This is a genomic window from Marinilactibacillus piezotolerans (assembly GCF_900169305.1).
In the GTDB taxonomy this organism is placed as follows: domain Bacteria; phylum Bacillota; class Bacilli; order Lactobacillales; family Carnobacteriaceae_A; genus Marinilactibacillus; species Marinilactibacillus piezotolerans_A.
Genome location: NZ_FWDP01000003.1, coordinates 397386 through 415013, shown reverse-complemented (window position 1 = coordinate 415013; position 17628 = coordinate 397386). Strand labels below are relative to the sequence as shown.

The 17628-nt window shown below is 41.8% G+C and carries 12 protein-coding genes, 25 tRNA genes, 1 rRNA gene, 2 pseudogenes and 1 other annotated feature; of the genes and pseudogenes, 2 read left to right on the top strand and 38 right to left on the bottom strand.

Annotated features, from left to right (window positions below; translation table 11 throughout):
* Positions 1-331 precede the first annotated feature (331 nt).
* The 38 genes and pseudogenes from B6F02_RS03910 to B6F02_RS03725 all read right to left on the bottom strand — a co-directional run bounded on the left by B6F02_RS03910 (position 332) and on the right by B6F02_RS03725 (position 13927).
* A tRNA-Leu gene (locus tag B6F02_RS03910) sits at positions 332-415 on the bottom strand.
* Positions 416-445: 30 nt separating this feature from the next.
* Positions 446-516: transfer RNA gene (locus tag B6F02_RS03905), tRNA-Cys, on the bottom strand.
* Between the two features lie 25 nt (positions 517-541).
* Positions 542-614 (bottom strand) — tRNA-Gln (locus B6F02_RS03900).
* A 10-nt stretch (positions 615-624) separates the two neighbouring features.
* Positions 625-697 (bottom strand) — tRNA-His (locus B6F02_RS03895).
* A 41-nt stretch (positions 698-738) separates the two neighbouring features.
* Positions 739-809, bottom strand: a tRNA-Trp gene (locus tag B6F02_RS03890).
* 4 nt (positions 810-813) lie between these two features.
* Positions 814-894, bottom strand: a tRNA-Tyr gene (locus tag B6F02_RS03885).
* A gap of 2 nt (positions 895-896) precedes the next feature.
* Positions 897-969, bottom strand: a tRNA-Phe gene (locus tag B6F02_RS03880).
* A gap of 16 nt (positions 970-985) precedes the next feature.
* Positions 986-1058: transfer RNA gene (locus B6F02_RS03875), tRNA-Asp, on the bottom strand.
* 83 nt (positions 1059-1141) lie between these two features.
* Positions 1142-1214, bottom strand: a tRNA-Met gene (locus tag B6F02_RS03870).
* A 92-nt stretch (positions 1215-1306) separates the two neighbouring features.
* Positions 1307-1396, bottom strand: a tRNA-Ser gene (locus B6F02_RS03865).
* A 34-nt stretch (positions 1397-1430) separates the two neighbouring features.
* A tRNA-Glu gene (locus B6F02_RS03860) sits at positions 1431-1502 on the bottom strand.
* A gap of 22 nt (positions 1503-1524) precedes the next feature.
* A tRNA-Ile gene (locus B6F02_RS03855) sits at positions 1525-1598 on the bottom strand.
* Between the two features lie 8 nt (positions 1599-1606).
* Positions 1607-1677, bottom strand: a tRNA-Gly gene (locus B6F02_RS03850).
* Positions 1678-1687: 10 nt separating this feature from the next.
* Positions 1688-1760, bottom strand: a tRNA-Asp gene (locus tag B6F02_RS03845).
* Between the two features lie 90 nt (positions 1761-1850).
* Positions 1851-1923, bottom strand: a tRNA-Met gene (locus tag B6F02_RS03840).
* A gap of 25 nt (positions 1924-1948) precedes the next feature.
* A tRNA-Ile gene (locus tag B6F02_RS03835) sits at positions 1949-2022 on the bottom strand.
* Positions 2023-2041: 19 nt separating this feature from the next.
* Positions 2042-2115 (bottom strand) — tRNA-Met (locus tag B6F02_RS03830).
* A 36-nt stretch (positions 2116-2151) separates the two neighbouring features.
* Positions 2152-2225, bottom strand: a tRNA-Pro gene (locus tag B6F02_RS03825).
* 26 nt (positions 2226-2251) lie between these two features.
* Positions 2252-2325, bottom strand: a tRNA-Arg gene (locus tag B6F02_RS03820).
* A 12-nt stretch (positions 2326-2337) separates the two neighbouring features.
* A tRNA-Leu gene (locus B6F02_RS03815) sits at positions 2338-2423 on the bottom strand.
* Between the two features lie 60 nt (positions 2424-2483).
* A tRNA-Gly gene (locus B6F02_RS03810) sits at positions 2484-2555 on the bottom strand.
* Between the two features lie 10 nt (positions 2556-2565).
* Positions 2566-2638: transfer RNA gene (locus B6F02_RS03805), tRNA-Thr, on the bottom strand.
* Positions 2639-2675: 37 nt separating this feature from the next.
* A tRNA-Leu gene (locus tag B6F02_RS03800) sits at positions 2676-2757 on the bottom strand.
* Positions 2758-2788: 31 nt separating this feature from the next.
* A tRNA-Lys gene (locus tag B6F02_RS03795) sits at positions 2789-2861 on the bottom strand.
* A gap of 9 nt (positions 2862-2870) precedes the next feature.
* Positions 2871-2943 (bottom strand) — tRNA-Val (locus B6F02_RS03790).
* Between the two features lie 24 nt (positions 2944-2967).
* Positions 2968-3083: ribosomal RNA gene (gene rrf / locus B6F02_RS03785) — 5S ribosomal RNA — on the bottom strand.
* 154 nt (positions 3084-3237) lie between these two features.
* Complete coding sequence (gene msrA, locus B6F02_RS03780) at positions 3238-3780, bottom strand: peptide-methionine (S)-S-oxide reductase MsrA (RefSeq protein ID WP_080146065.1); 543 nt, start codon at positions 3778-3780, stop codon at positions 3238-3240.
* Positions 3781-3865: 85 nt separating this feature from the next.
* Positions 3866-5146: a serine--tRNA ligase gene (gene serS, locus B6F02_RS03775; RefSeq protein ID WP_080146064.1), complete on the bottom strand. Its 1281-nt coding sequence runs from the start codon at positions 5144-5146 to the stop codon at positions 3866-3868.
* A gap of 83 nt (positions 5147-5229) precedes the next feature.
* Positions 5230-5452: a binding site (T-box leader), on the bottom strand.
* Between the two features lie 60 nt (positions 5453-5512).
* Positions 5513-6832, bottom strand: coding sequence for a serine hydrolase (locus B6F02_RS03770; RefSeq protein ID WP_080146063.1), 1320 nt, complete (start codon positions 6830-6832; stop codon positions 5513-5515).
* 302 nt (positions 6833-7134) lie between these two features.
* On the bottom strand, positions 7135-8259 hold the full coding sequence (locus tag B6F02_RS03765) for a sensor histidine kinase (protein WP_080146062.1): 1125 nt from the start codon (positions 8257-8259) through the stop codon (positions 7135-7137).
* Between the two features lie 46 nt (positions 8260-8305).
* Complete coding sequence (locus B6F02_RS03760; protein WP_080146061.1) at positions 8306-9007, bottom strand: response regulator transcription factor; 702 nt, start codon at positions 9005-9007, stop codon at positions 8306-8308.
* 140 nt (positions 9008-9147) lie between these two features.
* Positions 9148-10812, bottom strand: a complete 1665-nt coding sequence (locus tag B6F02_RS03755) for a M20/M25/M40 family metallo-hydrolase (protein ID WP_179128519.1) — start codon at positions 10810-10812, stop codon at positions 9148-9150.
* 68 nt (positions 10813-10880) lie between these two features.
* Positions 10881-11207: a hypothetical protein gene (locus B6F02_RS03750; protein ID WP_080146060.1), complete on the bottom strand. Its 327-nt coding sequence runs from the start codon at positions 11205-11207 to the stop codon at positions 10881-10883.
* Positions 11208-11824: 617 nt separating this feature from the next.
* Positions 11825-12067, bottom strand: a pseudogene (gene yidD / locus B6F02_RS11115) (membrane protein insertion efficiency factor YidD); the annotation flags it as partial.
* Between the two features lie 98 nt (positions 12068-12165).
* The gene (locus tag B6F02_RS03740; protein ID WP_256864637.1) at positions 12166-12390 is read right to left on the bottom strand and encodes a DUF2922 domain-containing protein; all 225 of its coding nucleotides are present in this window, start codon (positions 12388-12390) and stop codon (positions 12166-12168) included.
* 68 nt (positions 12391-12458) lie between these two features.
* Complete coding sequence (locus tag B6F02_RS03735; protein WP_080146057.1) at positions 12459-12662, bottom strand: DUF1659 domain-containing protein; 204 nt, start codon at positions 12660-12662, stop codon at positions 12459-12461.
* Between the two features lie 164 nt (positions 12663-12826).
* Positions 12827-13390 (bottom strand): DNA-3-methyladenine glycosylase I, encoded by a 564-nt coding sequence (locus B6F02_RS03730; protein WP_179128518.1) that lies wholly within the window; start codon positions 13388-13390, stop codon positions 12827-12829.
* An 18-nt stretch (positions 13391-13408) separates the two neighbouring features.
* Positions 13409-13927, bottom strand: a complete 519-nt coding sequence (locus tag B6F02_RS03725) for a GNAT family N-acetyltransferase (protein WP_179128517.1) — start codon at positions 13925-13927, stop codon at positions 13409-13411.
* 621 nt (positions 13928-14548) lie between these two features.
* On the opposite strand from B6F02_RS03725, the gene B6F02_RS03720 reads away from it, so the two are divergent.
* Both B6F02_RS03720 and B6F02_RS03715 read left to right on the top strand, forming a co-directional pair.
* Positions 14549-15757 (top strand): quaternary amine ABC transporter ATP-binding protein, encoded by a 1209-nt coding sequence (locus tag B6F02_RS03720; protein WP_080146054.1) that lies wholly within the window; start codon positions 14549-14551, stop codon positions 15755-15757.
* A pseudogene (locus tag B6F02_RS03715) lies at positions 15747-17579 on the top strand (ABC transporter permease/substrate binding protein). The gene B6F02_RS03720 and the pseudogene B6F02_RS03715 overlap by 11 nt, the downstream one beginning before the upstream one ends.
* The last annotated feature ends 49 nt before the right edge of the window (positions 17580-17628 follow it).

Below are 17628 nucleotides of genomic sequence, written 5' to 3'. Positions count from 1 at the left end.
TAAGTTTGAAAAGCTCAATTGTATTGATTGTGAATGAACCTTGTTCATTCGATAGTTGTCTTGATCCATAAAGAATCGAAGACCCCTGCACATTTGGTTGTTTTACTTTGTTCAGTTTTCAAAGATCTACTGTATTCATGGTGTTTCAATGTTCGTTGCCTCGTTATCAGCAACTTTTATATCATACCATTTTGTCGATTCAACGTCAACTACTTTTTAAAGAAATGTTTATCTATAAATTCGTTAGCGTTTTGTCAGCAACCTATACATCATATCACGCTATGACTTTGCAGTCAATAACATTTTTCAAAAATGATAGATCATTTTTGAATACCGGCGGCCGGAGTCGAACCGGCACGCCCTAACGGGCACTGGATTTTGAGTCCAGCGCGTCTACCAATTCCGCCACGCCGGCCTGTTAAAAGATTATTTAATTTCTAAGACAAGGCGGTAACCGGATTTGAACCGGTGATGAAGGTTTTGCAGACCTCTGCCTTACCACTTGGCTATACCGCCATAAATGTATTCATTTGAAATGAAACTGGGCTACCAGGATTCGAACCTGGGGAATGACGGGATCAAAACCCGCTGCCTTACCGCTTGGCTATAGCCCAATGTTACAAAGGCGACTGATGGGGTTCGAACCCACGCATGCCGAGACCACAACCCGGTGCGTTAACCACTTCGCCACAGTCGCCATAATTCTTCTTAGAACATATGGTTTATTAATATGTCTAACAGGGGTAGTAGGAATCGAACCCACATCGATGGTTTTGGAGACCATAGTTTTACCATTAAACTATACCCCTATAATGGAGGGAGTAGGATTCGAACCTACGAACCCGAAGGAGCGGATTTACAGTCCGCCGCGTTTAGCCACTTCGCTATCCCTCCAATGGCGCAGGACAGAGTCGAACTGCCGACACACGGAGCTTCAATCCGTTGCTCTACCAACTGAGCTACTGCGCCTTGGAAAATGTTGCTACGGTCCCGACGGGAATCGAACCCGCGATCTCCTGCGTGACAGGCAGGCGTGATAACCGCTACACTACGGGACCTGAAATTTTCAGTTGAAACACTGCGAGCTTTCGCTCGAATGTACCATGGCTGTACGTTGCTAAAGGAACTACAAGCATGGCAATTGCGGGGGCAGGATTCGAACCTGCGACCTCCGGGTTATGAGCCCGACGAGCTGCCAGCTGCTCTACCCCGCGATAATGTGATTACACCAACGGCATAATCATAACCACTGTGGACTTTAGTCCAGCAAATCATATTCATAAGTTTTTGACAATAAATATGATAAAGGAGGATGTGGGATTCGAACCCACGCGCGCTTTTACACGCCTGACGGTTTTCAAGACCGTTCCCTTAAGCCGGACTTGGGTAATCCTCCGTAACTAACTTATCATTCAACAGAAATCTGCTGATGACCCCTACGGGATTCGAACCCGTGTTACCGCCGTGAAAGGGCGGTGTCTTAACCGCTTGACCAAGGGGCCAATATTATATTAATGGTGCTAATGGGCCTAAGTGGACTCGAACCACCGACCTCACGCTTATCAGGCGTGCGCTCTAACCAGCTGAGCTATAGGCCCTAAACAAAAGCGGGTGACGAGAATCGAACTCGCGACAACAGCTTGGAAGGCTGTGGTTTTACCACTAAACTACACCCGCATGTGTTTAACGGTCCCGACGGGAATCGAACCCGCGATCTCCTGCGTGACAGGCAGGCGTGATAACCGCTACACTACGGGACCTTTTAATTTTGAAACAGCTTAGACAATACCAAGTGGTTTGCCCAAGTGGATCATGTTTGCAAATTGCTGAAGCAACTACAAGCACGGTAATTGCGGGGGCAGGATTCGAACCTACGACCTCCGGGTTATGAGCCCGACGAGCTGCCAGCTGCTCTACCCCGCGATAATATAAAAGGATAAAAGTGAAATGGACCTTGCAGGACTCGAACCTGCGACCGGACGGTTATGAGCCGTCTGCTCTAACCAACTGAGCTAAAGGTCCGATTTCCTGTTAAAACTGATAGCGGCGGAGGGAGTCGAACCCACGACCTCACGGGTATGAACCGTACGCTCTAGCCAGCTGAGCTACACCGCCATTATAATAAAAGCATTGCTTTTATATTTATCCAAATCGGGAAGACAGGATTCGAACCTGCGACCCCTTGGTCCCAAACCAAGTGCTCTACCAAGCTGAGCTACTTCCCGTTTTATCGTTTCTTTCTTTAGAAAGATGCACCCTAGAGGAGTCGAACCTCTAACCGCCTGATTCGTAGTCAGGTACTCTATCCAATTGAGCTAAGGGTGCGTATAAAGTGAATGCCGAGGGCCGGAGTCGAACCGGCACGGTGAAAACTCACCGCAGGATTTTAAGTCCTGTGCGTCTACCAATTCCGCCACCCCGGCTCATACAGGGTAATTAAACTTCGTAGATCTCATTGTTTTACGCTTGTACTCTAAGTACCAAGCGGAAGACGGGATTCGAACCCGCGACCCCCACCTTGGCAAGGTGATGTTCTACCACTGAACTACTTCCGCAAAAACAAAATGCCGGCTAAAGGAGTCGAACCCTCGACCTACTGATTACAAATCAGTTGCTCTACCAACTGAGCTAAGCCGGCTGAATATTAAACACAGTACGTTTTCATAAACATACTATGCGGATGGAGGGACTTGAACCCCCACGCCGTGAAGCGCTAGATCCTAAATCTAGTGCGTCTGCCAATTCCGCCACATCCGCGTGTTGATTTCTTTACACTATTCAGTGTACATGAGACATGCAGGGTTCGAACCTGCGACCCTCTGATTAAAAGTCAGATGCTCTACCGACTGAGCTAATGTCTCAGAAGACTATGGAGGTTAACGGGCTCGAACCGCTGACCCTCTGCTTGTAAGGCAGATGCTCTCCCAACTGAGCTAAACCTCCGATAATACTTGAGAATAAGTATTTGCATAACGACGTCCTGCTTTCACAAAGAGAAACCCTTCACTATCCTCGGCGCTGAGAAGCTTAACTTCTGTGTTCGAAATGGAAACAGGTGGATCCTTCTCGCCATAATCGCTATACAATGTTGTGTGTCGCTAAAAGAAATAATTGTTTAGCAGCAACTCTTATATAATACAACGGGATTATATTATTGTCAATTACTTTTTCCACTTTTTTTAAAATAATAATGCCGAGAATACTTCTCGGCATTTTATCTCGTTCACAACGGCTGCATTACGCTTGCTGATTATCCCAGTTTCTTTCGATAAAATCGACTCGACCAGATCCTTTGCTGTAGCGTTTATAATGAGCTGATTCCTTTTTATAAAAGTCTTGATGATAGTCTTCTGCTTCATAAAAAGGGTGTGCAGGTTCAATTTTTGTAACGATCGGATCATTGAATCTGCCGCTGTTTTCTAATGCCTGTTTAGATTTTTCTGCTGTTTCTTTTTGTTCATCGTTTTTATAAAAAATAACGGGACGATAAGAGTCACCGCGATCGGCAAATTGTCCGCCTGCATCAGTGGGATCTGTTTGTCTCCAATAGATTTCCACAAGTTCCTCATAAGATATCTTAGAAGGATCATATGTGATTTCTACTGCTTCTGTATGTCCTGTTGTACCTGTAGTTACTTGTCTGTAAGTCGGGTTTTCTACTGTACCGCCAGTATAGCCTGAGATAACTTTTTCGATTCCTGGTAATGAGTCGAACGGTTTAACCATACACCAGAAACATCCGCCAGCAAAAATGGCTGTCTCGAATTTTTCTTCAGTCATTCTTATCCCTCCTATTAACTCGGTACTAAATAGTATATCATCATTTTGCCGATTTGTTTACTCAAAAAACTTAAAAAACAGGATTCTATCCAATTTCTGTAACGCCGCCCATATAAGGAACCAGTACTTCCGGTACTTTTACAGTTCCGTCTGCTTGCTGATAATTTTCCAAAATCGCTGCCACAGTACGTCCGATCGCCAATCCTGAACCATTCAGTGTATGAACGAAATCGATTTTCCCATCTTCTTCTCTTCTATAACGTATCTTAGCCCTTCTTGCCTGGAATGCTTCGGTATTTGAGCATGAGCTGATTTCTCTGTATGTGTTTTGTGCAGGAATCCATACTTCTAAATCATATGTTTTAGCTGCCGCAAACCCAGTATCTCCTGTAGACAATAAAACTACTCTATAAGGAAGTTCCAGCTTCTGCAGAATTGCTTCGGCATTTGCTGTCATTTTTTCTAGTTCATCATATGATTCTTCAGGTTTGGCAAACTTGATCATTTCTACTTTATTGAATTGGTGCAACCTGATTAACCCGCGAGTGTCACGACCAGCGCTTCCAGCTTCTGAACGGAATGACGGAGATAGTGCCGTGAAATATTTCGGAAGGTCTGCTTCTTCTAAGATTTCATCTCGGTAGTAATTAGTTAATGGTACTTCCGCTGTCGGGATCAAGGTTAAAGCAGTATCTTGAATTTGGAAAACATCTTCCTTGAATTTAGGGAATTGTCCTGTTCCATATAAGGAATCTTCATTTACCAGATACGGCGGGATCATTTCATAATATCCATGTTCTTCAGTGTGTACATCCAGCATAAAATTGTATAAAGCACGTTCTAAGCGCGCCCCTAAGCCCTTGTAATAAAGGAAACGGCTTTTCGCCACTTTAGCGCCTCTTTCAAAGTCAAGAATATCTAAATCTGCGCCGATTTCCCAGTGCGGTTTCGGTTCAAAGTCATACTGGTCATTATTTCCATTGCCCCAATTGCGCACTTCCAGATTTGACTCTTCATCTTCTCCGACCGGCAGAGATTCATGCGGAAGATTTGGCAGACCGTCAGCGATATCTTGGAATTTCGTTTCAACTTCTTCTAATTCCTGGTCGATCCTTTTAATGTCTGCGCCGACTTTTTTCATTGCTTCAATGGCTTCATCAGCGTTTTCTTTGTTTCTCTTTTTCGTTGCAATCTCATCTGAAACTTCATTACGCGTTTTCTTCAAGCGTTCTGATTCTTGGATTAGCGCTCTTCTTTTTTCATCCAATTCTTTTAGTGCAGTCAGTTCATTAGGATCTACGCCTCGTGTTACCAGTTTTTCTTTCACTTGATCAAATTCAGTGCGGATAAGTTTGATATCTAACATATTAACGCCTCTTTTCCTTATATTTTCTGTGATTATTTAAGTGTTGAAGGAACGAAAAAAGCAGTCTCTCACCCCTCCTGTTACGAAGGGACGAAAGACTGCTTTTCGCGGTGCCACCCTGATTCAAGGAAGAAACACTTCCCTGCTCTCTATGAGTATTAACGGGCTCTACCGAGACAATTTACACGATTAGTCGTTTCACTGTCTACTTGCGGGATGGATTCAGGTTATAAAGGATCAGTTCTCACCAGCCACTGACTCTCTTGAACTTTAGTCCCCTTACTGCTTCTCGCTTAACGTTCACTTATTATATGCGTTTATTGTACTGTACTCTCTTTGTTAAAGCAACTGCTTTTCAACCAGCTTTTAGAAACGATCGATTAGGCCGCCGAAGAAATCTCCAAACCAAGTACCGATAATAGAAAAGAAGCCTGCTCGTTCGACAGATTCCGACGTTACAGCTGCAACAGTGTTGTGACTGCTCTCATCCAAATAACCTAGATCTTGCCCTTCAAACGAGTAAGTGATTGTACCAACCTCTTGTCCTTTTTCAATCGGCGCTTCCAGCTCTCCTTCTTCATTCAACACTTCTTCATCGGGTGTAAATGTCCAAGTCACATCTTCAGCCCCGACACCGCTAGGCAATAAAAATTCCGCGGTTTCAGCAGACATGATTTCAACTGAATCTGATTTTCCATTATGAACTGTAAGCGGATCTGTTTCTTCAAGCACTGTATTTTCTTCCATGACAACTGCCGGATCCCATTCATTGAATCCATAGTCCATTAGTTCGTCTGTTGCATTAAATCGTTGCGAACGGTTTGTTACACCGTCTCCTGCTCCCATGACAACAGTAATGATTCTGCGTCCGTCTTCTACAGCGGTTCCTGTAAATGTTGCGCCCGCAAATGGCGTCGTTCCTGTTTTCAATCCATCTACGCCCGGACGTTCATGAAGCAAACCTTCCAGCATCCAGTTCCAGTTTTTCATTTGGATCGCATCAGAAGTTCCTTCTTGGAATACTAAACTTGGAATGCTTGAGGTTTCCAAAACTTCTGGATAATCTTTTAATAGATGAGAAGCAACGGTTGCAATTCCTTTAGCCGACATTACATTCTCATTTTCTTCTGTACTTCCGGGATAGATGTTCCCATTTAAAGAAGCATTGCTTAAACCCGTCACGTTATATAATTGGTACTCTGTAACTCCCCATGACTCGACCAGTTCACGCATTTTATCGACCATGGCTGGTTCTGATCCTGCAAGTTGCTCGGCAATCGCTACAGTTGCACCGTTAGCAGAATAAATTGCCAGCGCTTGATATAATTCTTTTAATTTATAGGTTTCGCCTTGTCTAAGCGGAACATTGGACAGCTCATAGTTTTGGCTGATTTGGTAGGCGTAATCGCTGATGGTTACCTCTGTGTCCCAAGTGATATTTCCAGCTTCAATTTCCTGGAATAAAATATACTCTACCAGCATTTTTGTCATAGAGGCAATCCCTCTTTGTTCTTCTGCATTTTGATCTAACAAAATTTGATTGGTTTCAAAATCTACAACCAATGCAGATTCCGCTTCGACTTCTGGTGCTTGTGCAGCTGCAGCTGTCAAATTTGGTTTTGCGATAGCGGGTACCAGCAGGCTGGCAGATAGTCCGGAAACGATTATTTTTTTTAAAGTTTTCATAATTAGTTAGTTCTCCTAAGTAGATGCATCCAATAATCTGCATCGATTTTTTGAGGCTGGCCGCTGATTTATCCTGGTAAGCTGAATATCTGATAAGCAAGCTGAGCTCAACCTCTTTTATGGTACTCTGTCATCATTGAAAAAACAACCTGTTTCGAAGAGTTTTCAAAAATTAGACACCACTCTGCACAGTATCTTCATAAAGTGTTTCAGTCCCTTTTTACGATTGCTGCAAAACAACTATGAAAAAACCCACTCCAATGACTGAAATGGGTCGTCTATCACTATTCAAAAGATACTTCTCAGACCGTCTGCTCCAGCGGAAGCAAAATATCAAAACTAGTCCAATCTTTACTGGTCTGTGCCGTGATTGTACCGCCGTGCAGTTCAATAATGCTTTGTGCGATCGCCAGTCCGAGTCCTGTTCCGGCAGTTTCCTGCGATCTAGATGTTTCCGCTCGATAGAAGCGTTCAAAGATTTGTTCCATCGCTTCTTTCGGCAGCTGTTCGCCATCATTCTTAACAGAAATCACCGCTTGTTCATCCAGTTTGTCTATCTCTATCTTGATCAACTTTCCGCCCTTACCGTATTTAAGCGCATTAGAAATCAAATTATTGAACACGCGTACTAGTTTTTCTGTATCGGCCACCATCATCAGCCTCTCAAGCGGAGACTGAACGACGATTTCCATCCCTTTCCGCTGAGCTTCCAGTTCGAAATCTATAGCAAGCTGTTCGATCAATTGAATCATGTCAAACGACACACTCTGGAGCGGAGTAGTCGTCTGTCTTACTTTTGTATATTCAAACAAGTCATCTACCAGCACTTTCATCTGTTTTGCTTTCTGGTAAGCGGTATGAACGTATCTTTGCACTTCATCCGCAGATTGAAATCGCCCTTCCTCGATCAACCCCAGATATCCTATGATAGAAGTCAGGGGAGTCCGGATATCGTGACTGACATTGGTGATCAGTTCATCTTTTGACTGTTCGATCCGTCGCTCCTCTTCCATCGCTTCTACTGTCGAGTCGACTAAAACGTGAATACTATCCACAACTCTTCCAATGTCACCGCTGTACTTCCCGCGAATTTGATGGGTGTAGTTGCCTTGGGCGATATAGTGCAATTCATCAATGATATGTCTTAATTCATACTGACGATACCGTCTCTTTAAACGCCAGTAAATCGCCGCCAGAGCTACTACGATCAGCAAGAACAGCACAAAAGGCGTGATTCCCCAGAAGTCTTGACGCTGTTCTTGTAAGTAGACGTCTTCAAAGAAACTGATGTGATTAAAAACTCCCGGGAACCCTTCTACAAACCAGCCCAAGATTTCATATGCTGCAAAATAGCATAATAGAATGATTCCCGCTGTAATAAACCCCTCGATCAGCAACCTGAACCGTTCTCTTACTGTTAGTTTCATCTATTCACGTCCTCTGTTTCTCTAACCATTTCTTATACAGCCCTATTTATTGATCAAAACTCTGCTTTTCTTCAATCTTGTACCCAACACCCCAGACCGTTTTGACAACATTCTCTCCGCCAGTGGCTTTTTCAATTTTATCTCTTAAATGACTAACATGGACCATAACCGTTTTCGCCGGAACAAGACTTTCTTGTTTCCAGACTCTTTCAAAAATCTCATCCGCACTGAATACTCGGTTAGGATTGCTTGCCAGAAGATATAAAATCCCAAACTCCAAGGCAGTCAGTTGGATGATCGTTCCATCAACGGTCTCAACCAGATGCTGCTCTTTACGAATAATCAGCGGCCCGATTTCCAGCTCGCCAGCTTCTGCTTCTCGGCTCGTATAAGCACTTCTGCGCATCAGCGATTTTACACGAGCTACTACCTCCAGTGGATTGAATGGTTTGACAACATAATCGTCTGCACCATTAGCTAGTCCTCTGATCTTATCGACATCTGCCGTTTTAGCGCTCAGCATTAAAATCGGCAGTTGTGATTCTTCTCTGACTTCTTTTACAACTTCCAGTCCAGTTTTCTTCGGCATCATTACATCCAAAATTAAACAATCGATCTCCTGATCATACAATTTTTCCAGCGTTTCTTGACCATTATGTGCTTTCTCCACTTCAAAACCTTCATTTTTGATATAAATTTCCAGAAGGTCACAAATCTCTTTGTCATCATCTGCTATTAATACGCGCATTTTTTAGCCTCCTCTGATTCTATTCTGTTTCATTTTAGCATGCAGACCCCCTCTTAAACGTAAACTTTTCCTTAAAAATACACCAAAAAGGCTCTTTTTAACTTAAAAAGAGCCTTTTCTTATCTATTGATTAACTTGTACTATAAATCCCCTAGTAAATTCATTACGGTCTTTTGCACAAGCACTGGCGCTACATTAAAGCTGTAGTTTTTTTCTAGTCGTTCAGTAAACTTATGAGAGTCTTTACCGAAAGGACCAATATCCACTACCGGCAACTGCAATTGCTGCATGTCTTCCAGCGGCAAGGAATACTTTACGCCGAAGCCCGGCATATTCTGCTTCAGCGCATCAACAGCATCCATCTCTTTAGGAGCCGCTGCATAGCTTAAGTCAGAAATATATGGGAAAAACTTTTTGTAAACAAGCTGGTAGTCTGTTTCAGTTGTATTAACAGCATCTTCTACCGCCTTCAAGAGTTTCTGTTCCTGCTGAGATTTCCCTTCTACATAGATATGCGGATAATACGGCGGCGTAAAATACGTGATGATGACAGGCGCTTGATTCGTCCACATCATTTGCAGCCACTCTACTTCTTTCAACGCATAGTCTCGATCATCGATCGTTTCATCCAGCAGCCATCTCTGCCGCAACAGTTCCAGCTGTTCATCCAATTCTGGACCATTCTCTGATCGGACAGCGTCGTACAGCTCTCGATACGTCATCACTTTCGCTGCAAAAGGGAGTGTTTCGATGGTTCTTCCATTCAACTCACTATACTTTTTATACTGTTCATTGACAGCTTCAAGTACGGCTTCAAAAGCCTCCATAGCGATTCCCTGCATCTTTTCCAGCACTTTATCCGGTGTAGAATAGTGAGTAGCAAAGTTATAGAAGGCATGCGCCGTTTTAGCTGTTTGCACTGAATACTCCGGTTTCAAATCTTGCTGTTTCAAACTCATCGGCGGCAACGTTACTTCACCTTCAACGATATCACATAAATCTGTATTTAAGTTGATACGTCTGGTCAGCTCAGCAACCAGCTGATTAGGATCTAACCCTTTGAATGCTTCACCGACATGCGTTTCTTTGCCGACTACATAAAAAGAAGGCATCAGTTTTCCGACGGTTCCAACATAAACATATTTATACTGGTCACCTGGGTATTCAGACGTCATATAATCTGTATTGATCAGCGCAGTATAGTCAAACTGATTCTTTTCTCTTAATTCGACCAGTTTCGGTACGCAAGAGCGCATTCCAGCAGAATTCGCTTCTTCATCACATACCGCACAATAAATGATATTGCCGGCAAATTCATCAAGATTTTTCTCGATCTCTTCCATCATACTCATGATGATCGCATTACCGGCTTTCATATCGAAAATCCCTCTTCCAAACAAGTATTGACCCGTTTCGATATCCGCTTGGACGTCCAGCGGTAACTGCTCTTTTCTTTCTGTCAGTTTCGCTGTCAGTTCATACGGAAGATGCGCAAGTTCTTTCAAATCACCGTAGTCTGAAATCCCCACTGTATCCGTGTGCCCTATCAATATGACCGTTTTTTTATGCTCCGCTGCTTTTTTGCCGCGCAGAACGGAGATGACACTTTTTCGTCCCCAAGGATCATTAGGCACCGGTACAGTAATCAAATCTTCTGGATGTTCTTTATAATATTTCATGTCTTTGAAAAAGTGGGTTACTTTTTCAGTTACCAGTTGTTCTTCCACTGTCTCCGTTATACTTCTTTGTCTCGTCAACATGATTGCAAGTTCTTCGATACGTTCTGGATTAATTTCTATGTTCATATTTGCTATCCCCCACATTAAAAATCTAACTCTTCAAACACGACTTCTTTATCTTTCCGTTTAAATCCTCACGACTGAAAAGTGACTGTATCTATATCAAAATGATACACATACCGGTTATGCACTAATGTACGCTGTTCCATGACTGCTGTTTGGAATGCCTGTTTAGAGATGATCAATTCATCAACGGTTTCTCGTCTCCCTGACATTTCTTCAGAAAAGATAATAACCTTTTCAGCTGTTTCCACTTCAAACACATAGAGCATAGCCGGATCAGATACTCTTTTTTGTTTGGCGAATCCTAATGTCAAAACGGCTTTCAATAATTCTATCCACTTGAATTCAGGTGTTCTATACGCTTCGACCGATTGGATCGGTTGATCCAACACTTTCATTCTGTCACCTCTGCTTTTTGTCTTTTTATTCTTTTATTCTTTTATTCTTTTATTCTTTTAAATCATAAATTTTATGCATGATCCTGATGATAATATTGCCCATTCAAAGCAAGTAAATATTCAAACAGTCGGACTGTTTTATGCTCTATATCTTTTTGAGTTATACCCCTTTTTAAAGTAAAAGCTTCCTGCAGACCGGGACTATTAGAGTCCAGCACACCGATTTCTTCATCTAAAAGACAAAATATCTCCTTACCATTCTGAAATTCTGAGCGAATGGGGCTTGGATGCACATGTCGATAGTAAGACTGGCTTTCAGCTGTTTTACTGATCTTGAAAAAATGAAGAGAAAGATTTTCTTCCAGTTCTGCTTTCGAATGATAAAAGCCTTCTTTCAACAAAGCAGCTTTAATATCTTTCAAATAAGCATCGGGCAGCTGAGCCACACTGAATTCTTCCACCGTCAGCCACCTGTTCAAAAACGATACGGCGTCTTGCTCTTCTTCACGGATAACCAGTTGCCCTTCATATTGGTCCAGCATGGCTTCAATACTTTCCTGCCTCTCTTCGGGACCATCATCTGTCATTGTTATACCATTTCCTAAATATATATGATCTTTCGTCTTTGGGTTGCGCTTCAGCATAAACTGTTCCGGGACTTTATCCACCCCACCCTCAACAAATGGGTTGCAGCGAATAATCCTAGCGACCGCCATCAAACTTCCTTTAAAAGCACCGTGCATTTCTATCGCCTGCACCGTGTAATTGGAACAAGATGGATAATATCTGCATGTTGGCGGGAATAAAGGAGAAATCATTCTCTGGTAGCCCTTTACTGCCGCTAACAGTAATTTTTTCAAATTGACCTTCTCCTTCGGCTTTCTTAATAGCTCTTATTATACCAAATCACTGCAAAAAAAGAAGCGCCCATATACAGGCACTTCTTCATTTTTATTTCTTATTCTGTTTCAAAAACATCGGCTACTGTTCTTGTAACGTAACGTGCACCTCTGACAGAAGCAAACAAGTTAACGCCCTCTTTTTCAAAGAGATTCTGGTCGATGATTTTCTGCATAGCTGCTTCTACCGTCTCCTGATCAATATCTAAGACTGGTTGATTTATACCAATGGTTTTGCTTTTTCCTTCTCCTGTTTTAAAACGTAATTCTAATTTTGTTGACATATTCATTCCTCCTATTAAAATGTGATCATTGTTTTTTGGTAAAGCTGCTTAATTTTTGACACACCTGATTACAGTGAGTAACGGTATTCTTCTACCAGCACAGTTTCTGATACCGGCAATTCACTGACCGTATCAATCGCTTGTGTAAAAGCTGTAATTTGTTCATTTGTCGGTGAATGAAGCGCTCCGTTGAAGCTGCGTCGTACAAGTCGCTCATTCGCCACATCCTCAAAATATACTTCCACTCTGCTTTCTGCCCATTCTTTTTGCATAGAACATTCCTCCTGTTTTGTTTTCGTTTACTATTTTGGTAAGTTGTGATCACGCCTTACACCCTTAATAACGAACGACAGTAAAAATGTGTTACCTTGATATTAAAAAACGCCTACCTTTTTTCGGTAAGCGTTGCGCATTAGATTTTTATCAACATCCTTGATCAGTCTGCCGCTTGACGGTACATGCATGAAACCAGATGATCATTCACCATGCCCGCTGCTTGCATATAAGCATAGCAAATCGTAGGACCGACAAACTTGAACCCATCTTTTTTCAATTGTTTGCTCATCTGCGTACTGATCTCAGTCACTGCAGGCACCTCTGCTTGGTGTTCCCAGTAATTGATCACTGGTTTTCCGCCCACAAACTGCCAGATATATTCAGAAAAAGACTGTCCACCCTCAACGATTTTTATATAAGCTTTGGCATTGGTAACAACACTACGGATCTTTAGACGGTTTCGTATAATATTTTCATTCTGCAGCAATTCAGCAATTTTCTTTTCATCATAGTCAGCGATCTGATAAGGATCAAACCCGTCAAACGCTTCACGGTAGCTTTCTCTTCTCTGCAGTATGGTCCACCAGCTTAATCCAGCCTGAGCCCCTTCTAAGCATAAAAGCTCGAACAGTCGCTGATCATCATATAACGGCTGACCCCATTCCTTGTCATGATAGGCTATATACAAAGGATCTTCAGTTACCCATTCGCACCGTTTCCCCATTTTAAGCACGCTTCTTTCTTAATGATTTTTTCCAGTTTCTTCATTATAAGTTAATTTCAAAGTCCAGGTTTCTGAAATCAGGTTTTCCCCAAATTCCTGATTCTCTTCTTCATGCGTAACCCGGAAACCTACTTTTTTGTAAATATGCCTAGCCGTATCTAACTGTTTCATCGTCCATAATTGAACACTGTCGTAACCGGCTGTTCTAGAAAATTGTATGACTTCTTCTACCAGCCTTGTCGCCAGTCCCATTCCGCGTGCGTTTGGTTCAACAAAAAGCAGTCTAAGCTTCGCTGTCTGGTTTCCTGCATTTACGACAAAGACACAACCGATCATCTGCCCGTCTTTTTCCGCTATAAAGCACCGCTCTTTTTCCGGGTCATAGGTTTTGATAAATTGTGATGTGATTTCTCCTACGACAGCCTCGAATGCTTCTCCCCATCCGTATGTACTGGCTACTGTCATTGCATGACGGTAAGTAATCCATCCCATATCGCCTAATTGGTGGTTTCTAATTGAATATAGTTGTTCATTCATGCTCTTCCGCCTTTCATTTAACGTTTTCTTTATTGTCGACGACTCCACCTCCTTTGTCAATCGCTTAAAATGGTAAAATACTTCCTTCATTTTTTGCGAAAAACAGCCTAAACAATTCTCATAATCATAACTAATAATAACGATGTAATATTTTTAACATTCATACTCTTACTAATGAAGAGATTCAAAGTATACCTAACGTATTAGAATTTCTTATATTTTTATTGAACTCCAACCAAATGCTTATTAAATAAAGCCATTTTGGAATGTTAGTATGTTCAAAAAAAGCCTAGCTATCATTTTTATCAGAGATATATTAAGTGCGTTAAACAATAGATTGAGTTACAATAAGGTTACACAAAACCTATGACACATCAAATTCTAATCATATTATTAGAAAAGCTTCAAATCAATGTTTTAAAACGGTAACATCGGCAACTCGATTGTGAAAGCTAAGCAATTTGTTTTACAGTGCGTATTTGGTTTGTTACGATTATGATTGTGCAAAATGCCGCACTTAGACAGAAGTTATGTAAACAAACCCTTTTGTTTTAAGGAATAGGTGAATAACTTTTTTCACTAAAAAAAATAAAACATTATTTTTGAGGAGGTAATGATTTCTTGGGTACAAAAGTAGAAGTACAAAATTTAGTTAAGATCTTCGGTAAAAAAGAACAGCAAGCTCTTGAACTGCTGCACCAAGGCAAGGGAAAGGCTGAGATTCTACAAAAAACCGGAGCAACTGTTGGGGTAAACCAAGCAAGTTTCGAAATTCAAGAAGGCGAAATATTCGTTATTATGGGACTTTCGGGAAGTGGAAAGTCTACTTTGGTTCGTATGTTGAATCGCTTGATCGAACCATCAGAAGGAAACGTTTTGATTGATGGTGACAACATCTCCAAAATGGAAAAGGAAGAATTACGTAAGGTGAGACGTGAGAAAGTCTCTATGGTTTTCCAGAATTTTGGGTTATTCCCGCACCGTACAATTCTAGAAAACACTGAATATGGGCTAGAAGTGCAAGGCGTTGATAAAGAAGAGCGTCAGAAAAAAGCAGAAAAGGCCTTAGATAACGCTGGACTTCTTCCTTATAAAGATCAGCTTCCAAGCCAGTTATCTGGTGGGATGCAGCAACGTGTCGGGCTGGCTCGTGCGTTAGCAAATGATCCAGAAATACTATTGATGGATGAGGCATTTTCAGCATTAGACCCGCTGATTCGTCGTGATATGCAAGACGAACTGCTGGATATGCAGGAAACGATGCGCAAAACCATCATCTTCATTACCCATGATCTGAACGAGTCGCTAAGAATTGGTGACCGTATCGCAATTATGAAAGATGGAGAAGTTGTTCAAGTCGGAACTGGTGAAGAAATCTTGACTAATCCAGCTAACGATTATGTTGAGCGTTTCGTAGAAGACGTCGACCGTTCTAAAGTCTTGACTGCTGAAAACATTATGGTTCGCCCGCAAACCGTTCGTTTAGGACAAAGCGGACCAAGAGTTGCATTGAACCGTATGAGAACAGAAAGTCTTTCAAGCTTACTGGTTGTTGGAGAAAATCAAAAACTATTGGGTTATGTAGTAGCTGATGATGCTGCAAGACTAGTTAAAGAAAACGTTACTTCATTAGAGTCTATTATTCGTACGGATATTCCAAAAGTTGACAGACATACTCTGATCAATGAACTGTATGGTATTATTCATGAAGCAACAACACCAGTAGCTGTAGTGAATGAAAATGACCGACTGCTAGGTATCGTTGTTCGTGGATTAGTCATCGGTGCATTAGCGAAAGAAGAAGAGGAGGAAGCAACTAATGGAGAATAGTTTTTTAGATGTAATCCCTCGTGTCCCCGTATCAGAATGGATTTCAGCTACTGTCGATTGGTTGACAAATAATCTTGCATGGTTATTTGGTGCCATTCAAGATGCCGGCGATTGGTTAATGGATACAATGACGGATCTGTTATTATTGATTCCAGATTTCGTATTCATCATTATCATGGTTGCATTGGCATTCTTTGCAGCGAAAAAGAAATTTGGATTACCCATTTTTACACTTGTTGGATTACTATATATTCAAAACCAAGGACTTTGGGAATCCTTAATGTATACCTTCACGCTGGTTATCGTAGCCAGTCTGGTATCCATCATCATTGGAGTGCCTGCCGGAATATTAATGGCTAAAAGCAAGATAGCTAATACTATCTTAAGCCCTATATTGGACTTCATGCAGACTATGCCGGCTTTTGTTTACTTGATTCCCGCTGTAGCTTTCTTTGGAATCGGTATGGTTCCAGGGGTATTCTCAGCTGTTATCTTCGCATTACCGCCTACTGTTCGTTTTACGAACTTAGGGATTCGCCAAGTGTCTGAAGAAATGGTCGAAGCTGCGGATTCATTCGGTAGTACTGGATCACAAAAATTATTCAAAGTAGAATTGCCATTAGCTAAAGCAACTATGATGGCTGGTATCAACCAGACAGTATTGCTTGCACTATCAATGGTAGTTATCGCATCAATGATCGGTGCACCTGGTCTTGGTGAAGAAGTTATCAGTGCCTTGCAGCGTGCACAAGTAGGACCAGGATTCGTTTCAGGTCTATCACTTGTAGTACTAGCGATTATTCTAGACAGAATTATGCAAGGGTTCAATAAAAGATAACTATAAGACATGGAGTAATTGAAATGTCTTACCAATATTCAATACTTGTTTTAAAAAAGAATAAATAATACTTTCGAGGAGAGATTTATTTTGACAATGACATGGAAAAAATTTGGATTAACTGCTGCTTCAGCTTCAGTATTACTTTTAGGAGCTTGCGGAAATGATTCTGATTCTGCAGATTCAGGCGAAGATAACGGCGTATCTGGAGAAGTCAATCTAGCTTACGTTGCCTGGGATACTGAAATTGCTTCTACAAACGTTATTGCTACTGTTCTAAGTGACTATGGTTATGATGCAGAAACAACTCAATTAGATAATGCTATCATGTGGGAATCTGTGGCAAGCGGTGAAGCTGATGCTATGGTTGCTGGATGGCTGCCTGGTACACACGGCGAACAGTTTGAACAATACGGAGATCAATTGGATCACTTAGGCACAAACCTTGAAGGAGCTAAAATCGGATTAGTAGTTCCTTCATATATGGATGTAGACTCTATTGCAGACTTAAGTGACGAAGCCGGTCAATCTATTACAGGTATCGAAGCTGGAGCTGGAGTTGTCGGAGCGGCTGAACAAGCACTTGAAGACTACGAGAATCTTTCAGACTGGTCTGTTCAGACTTCTTCATCTGGTGCGATGACTACTCAATTAAACACAGCAATACAGAACGAAGAAGATATTGTGATTACTGGATGGTCTCCACACTGGATGTTCCAAACTTATGATCTTAAATATTTAGAAGATCCTGAAGGTTCTTTCGGCGAAGCTGAAACAATTGATACGTTTGCTCGTGAAGGATTAGCTGAAGATATGCCTGAAGCATACCAAATCTTAGATAACTTCCAATGGTCTACGGAAGACATGGAATCAGTTATGCTTGATATTCAAGAAGGAACAGATCCTGAAGACGCTGCTCGTACTTGGGTTGATGAAAATCCAGAAAAAGTTGCTGAGTGGACTGAAGGCGTAGGAGCAGAATAATACTGTTTTTACTAACAAAAGATTCGTCAAAAAGCCGACAACCTAAAAG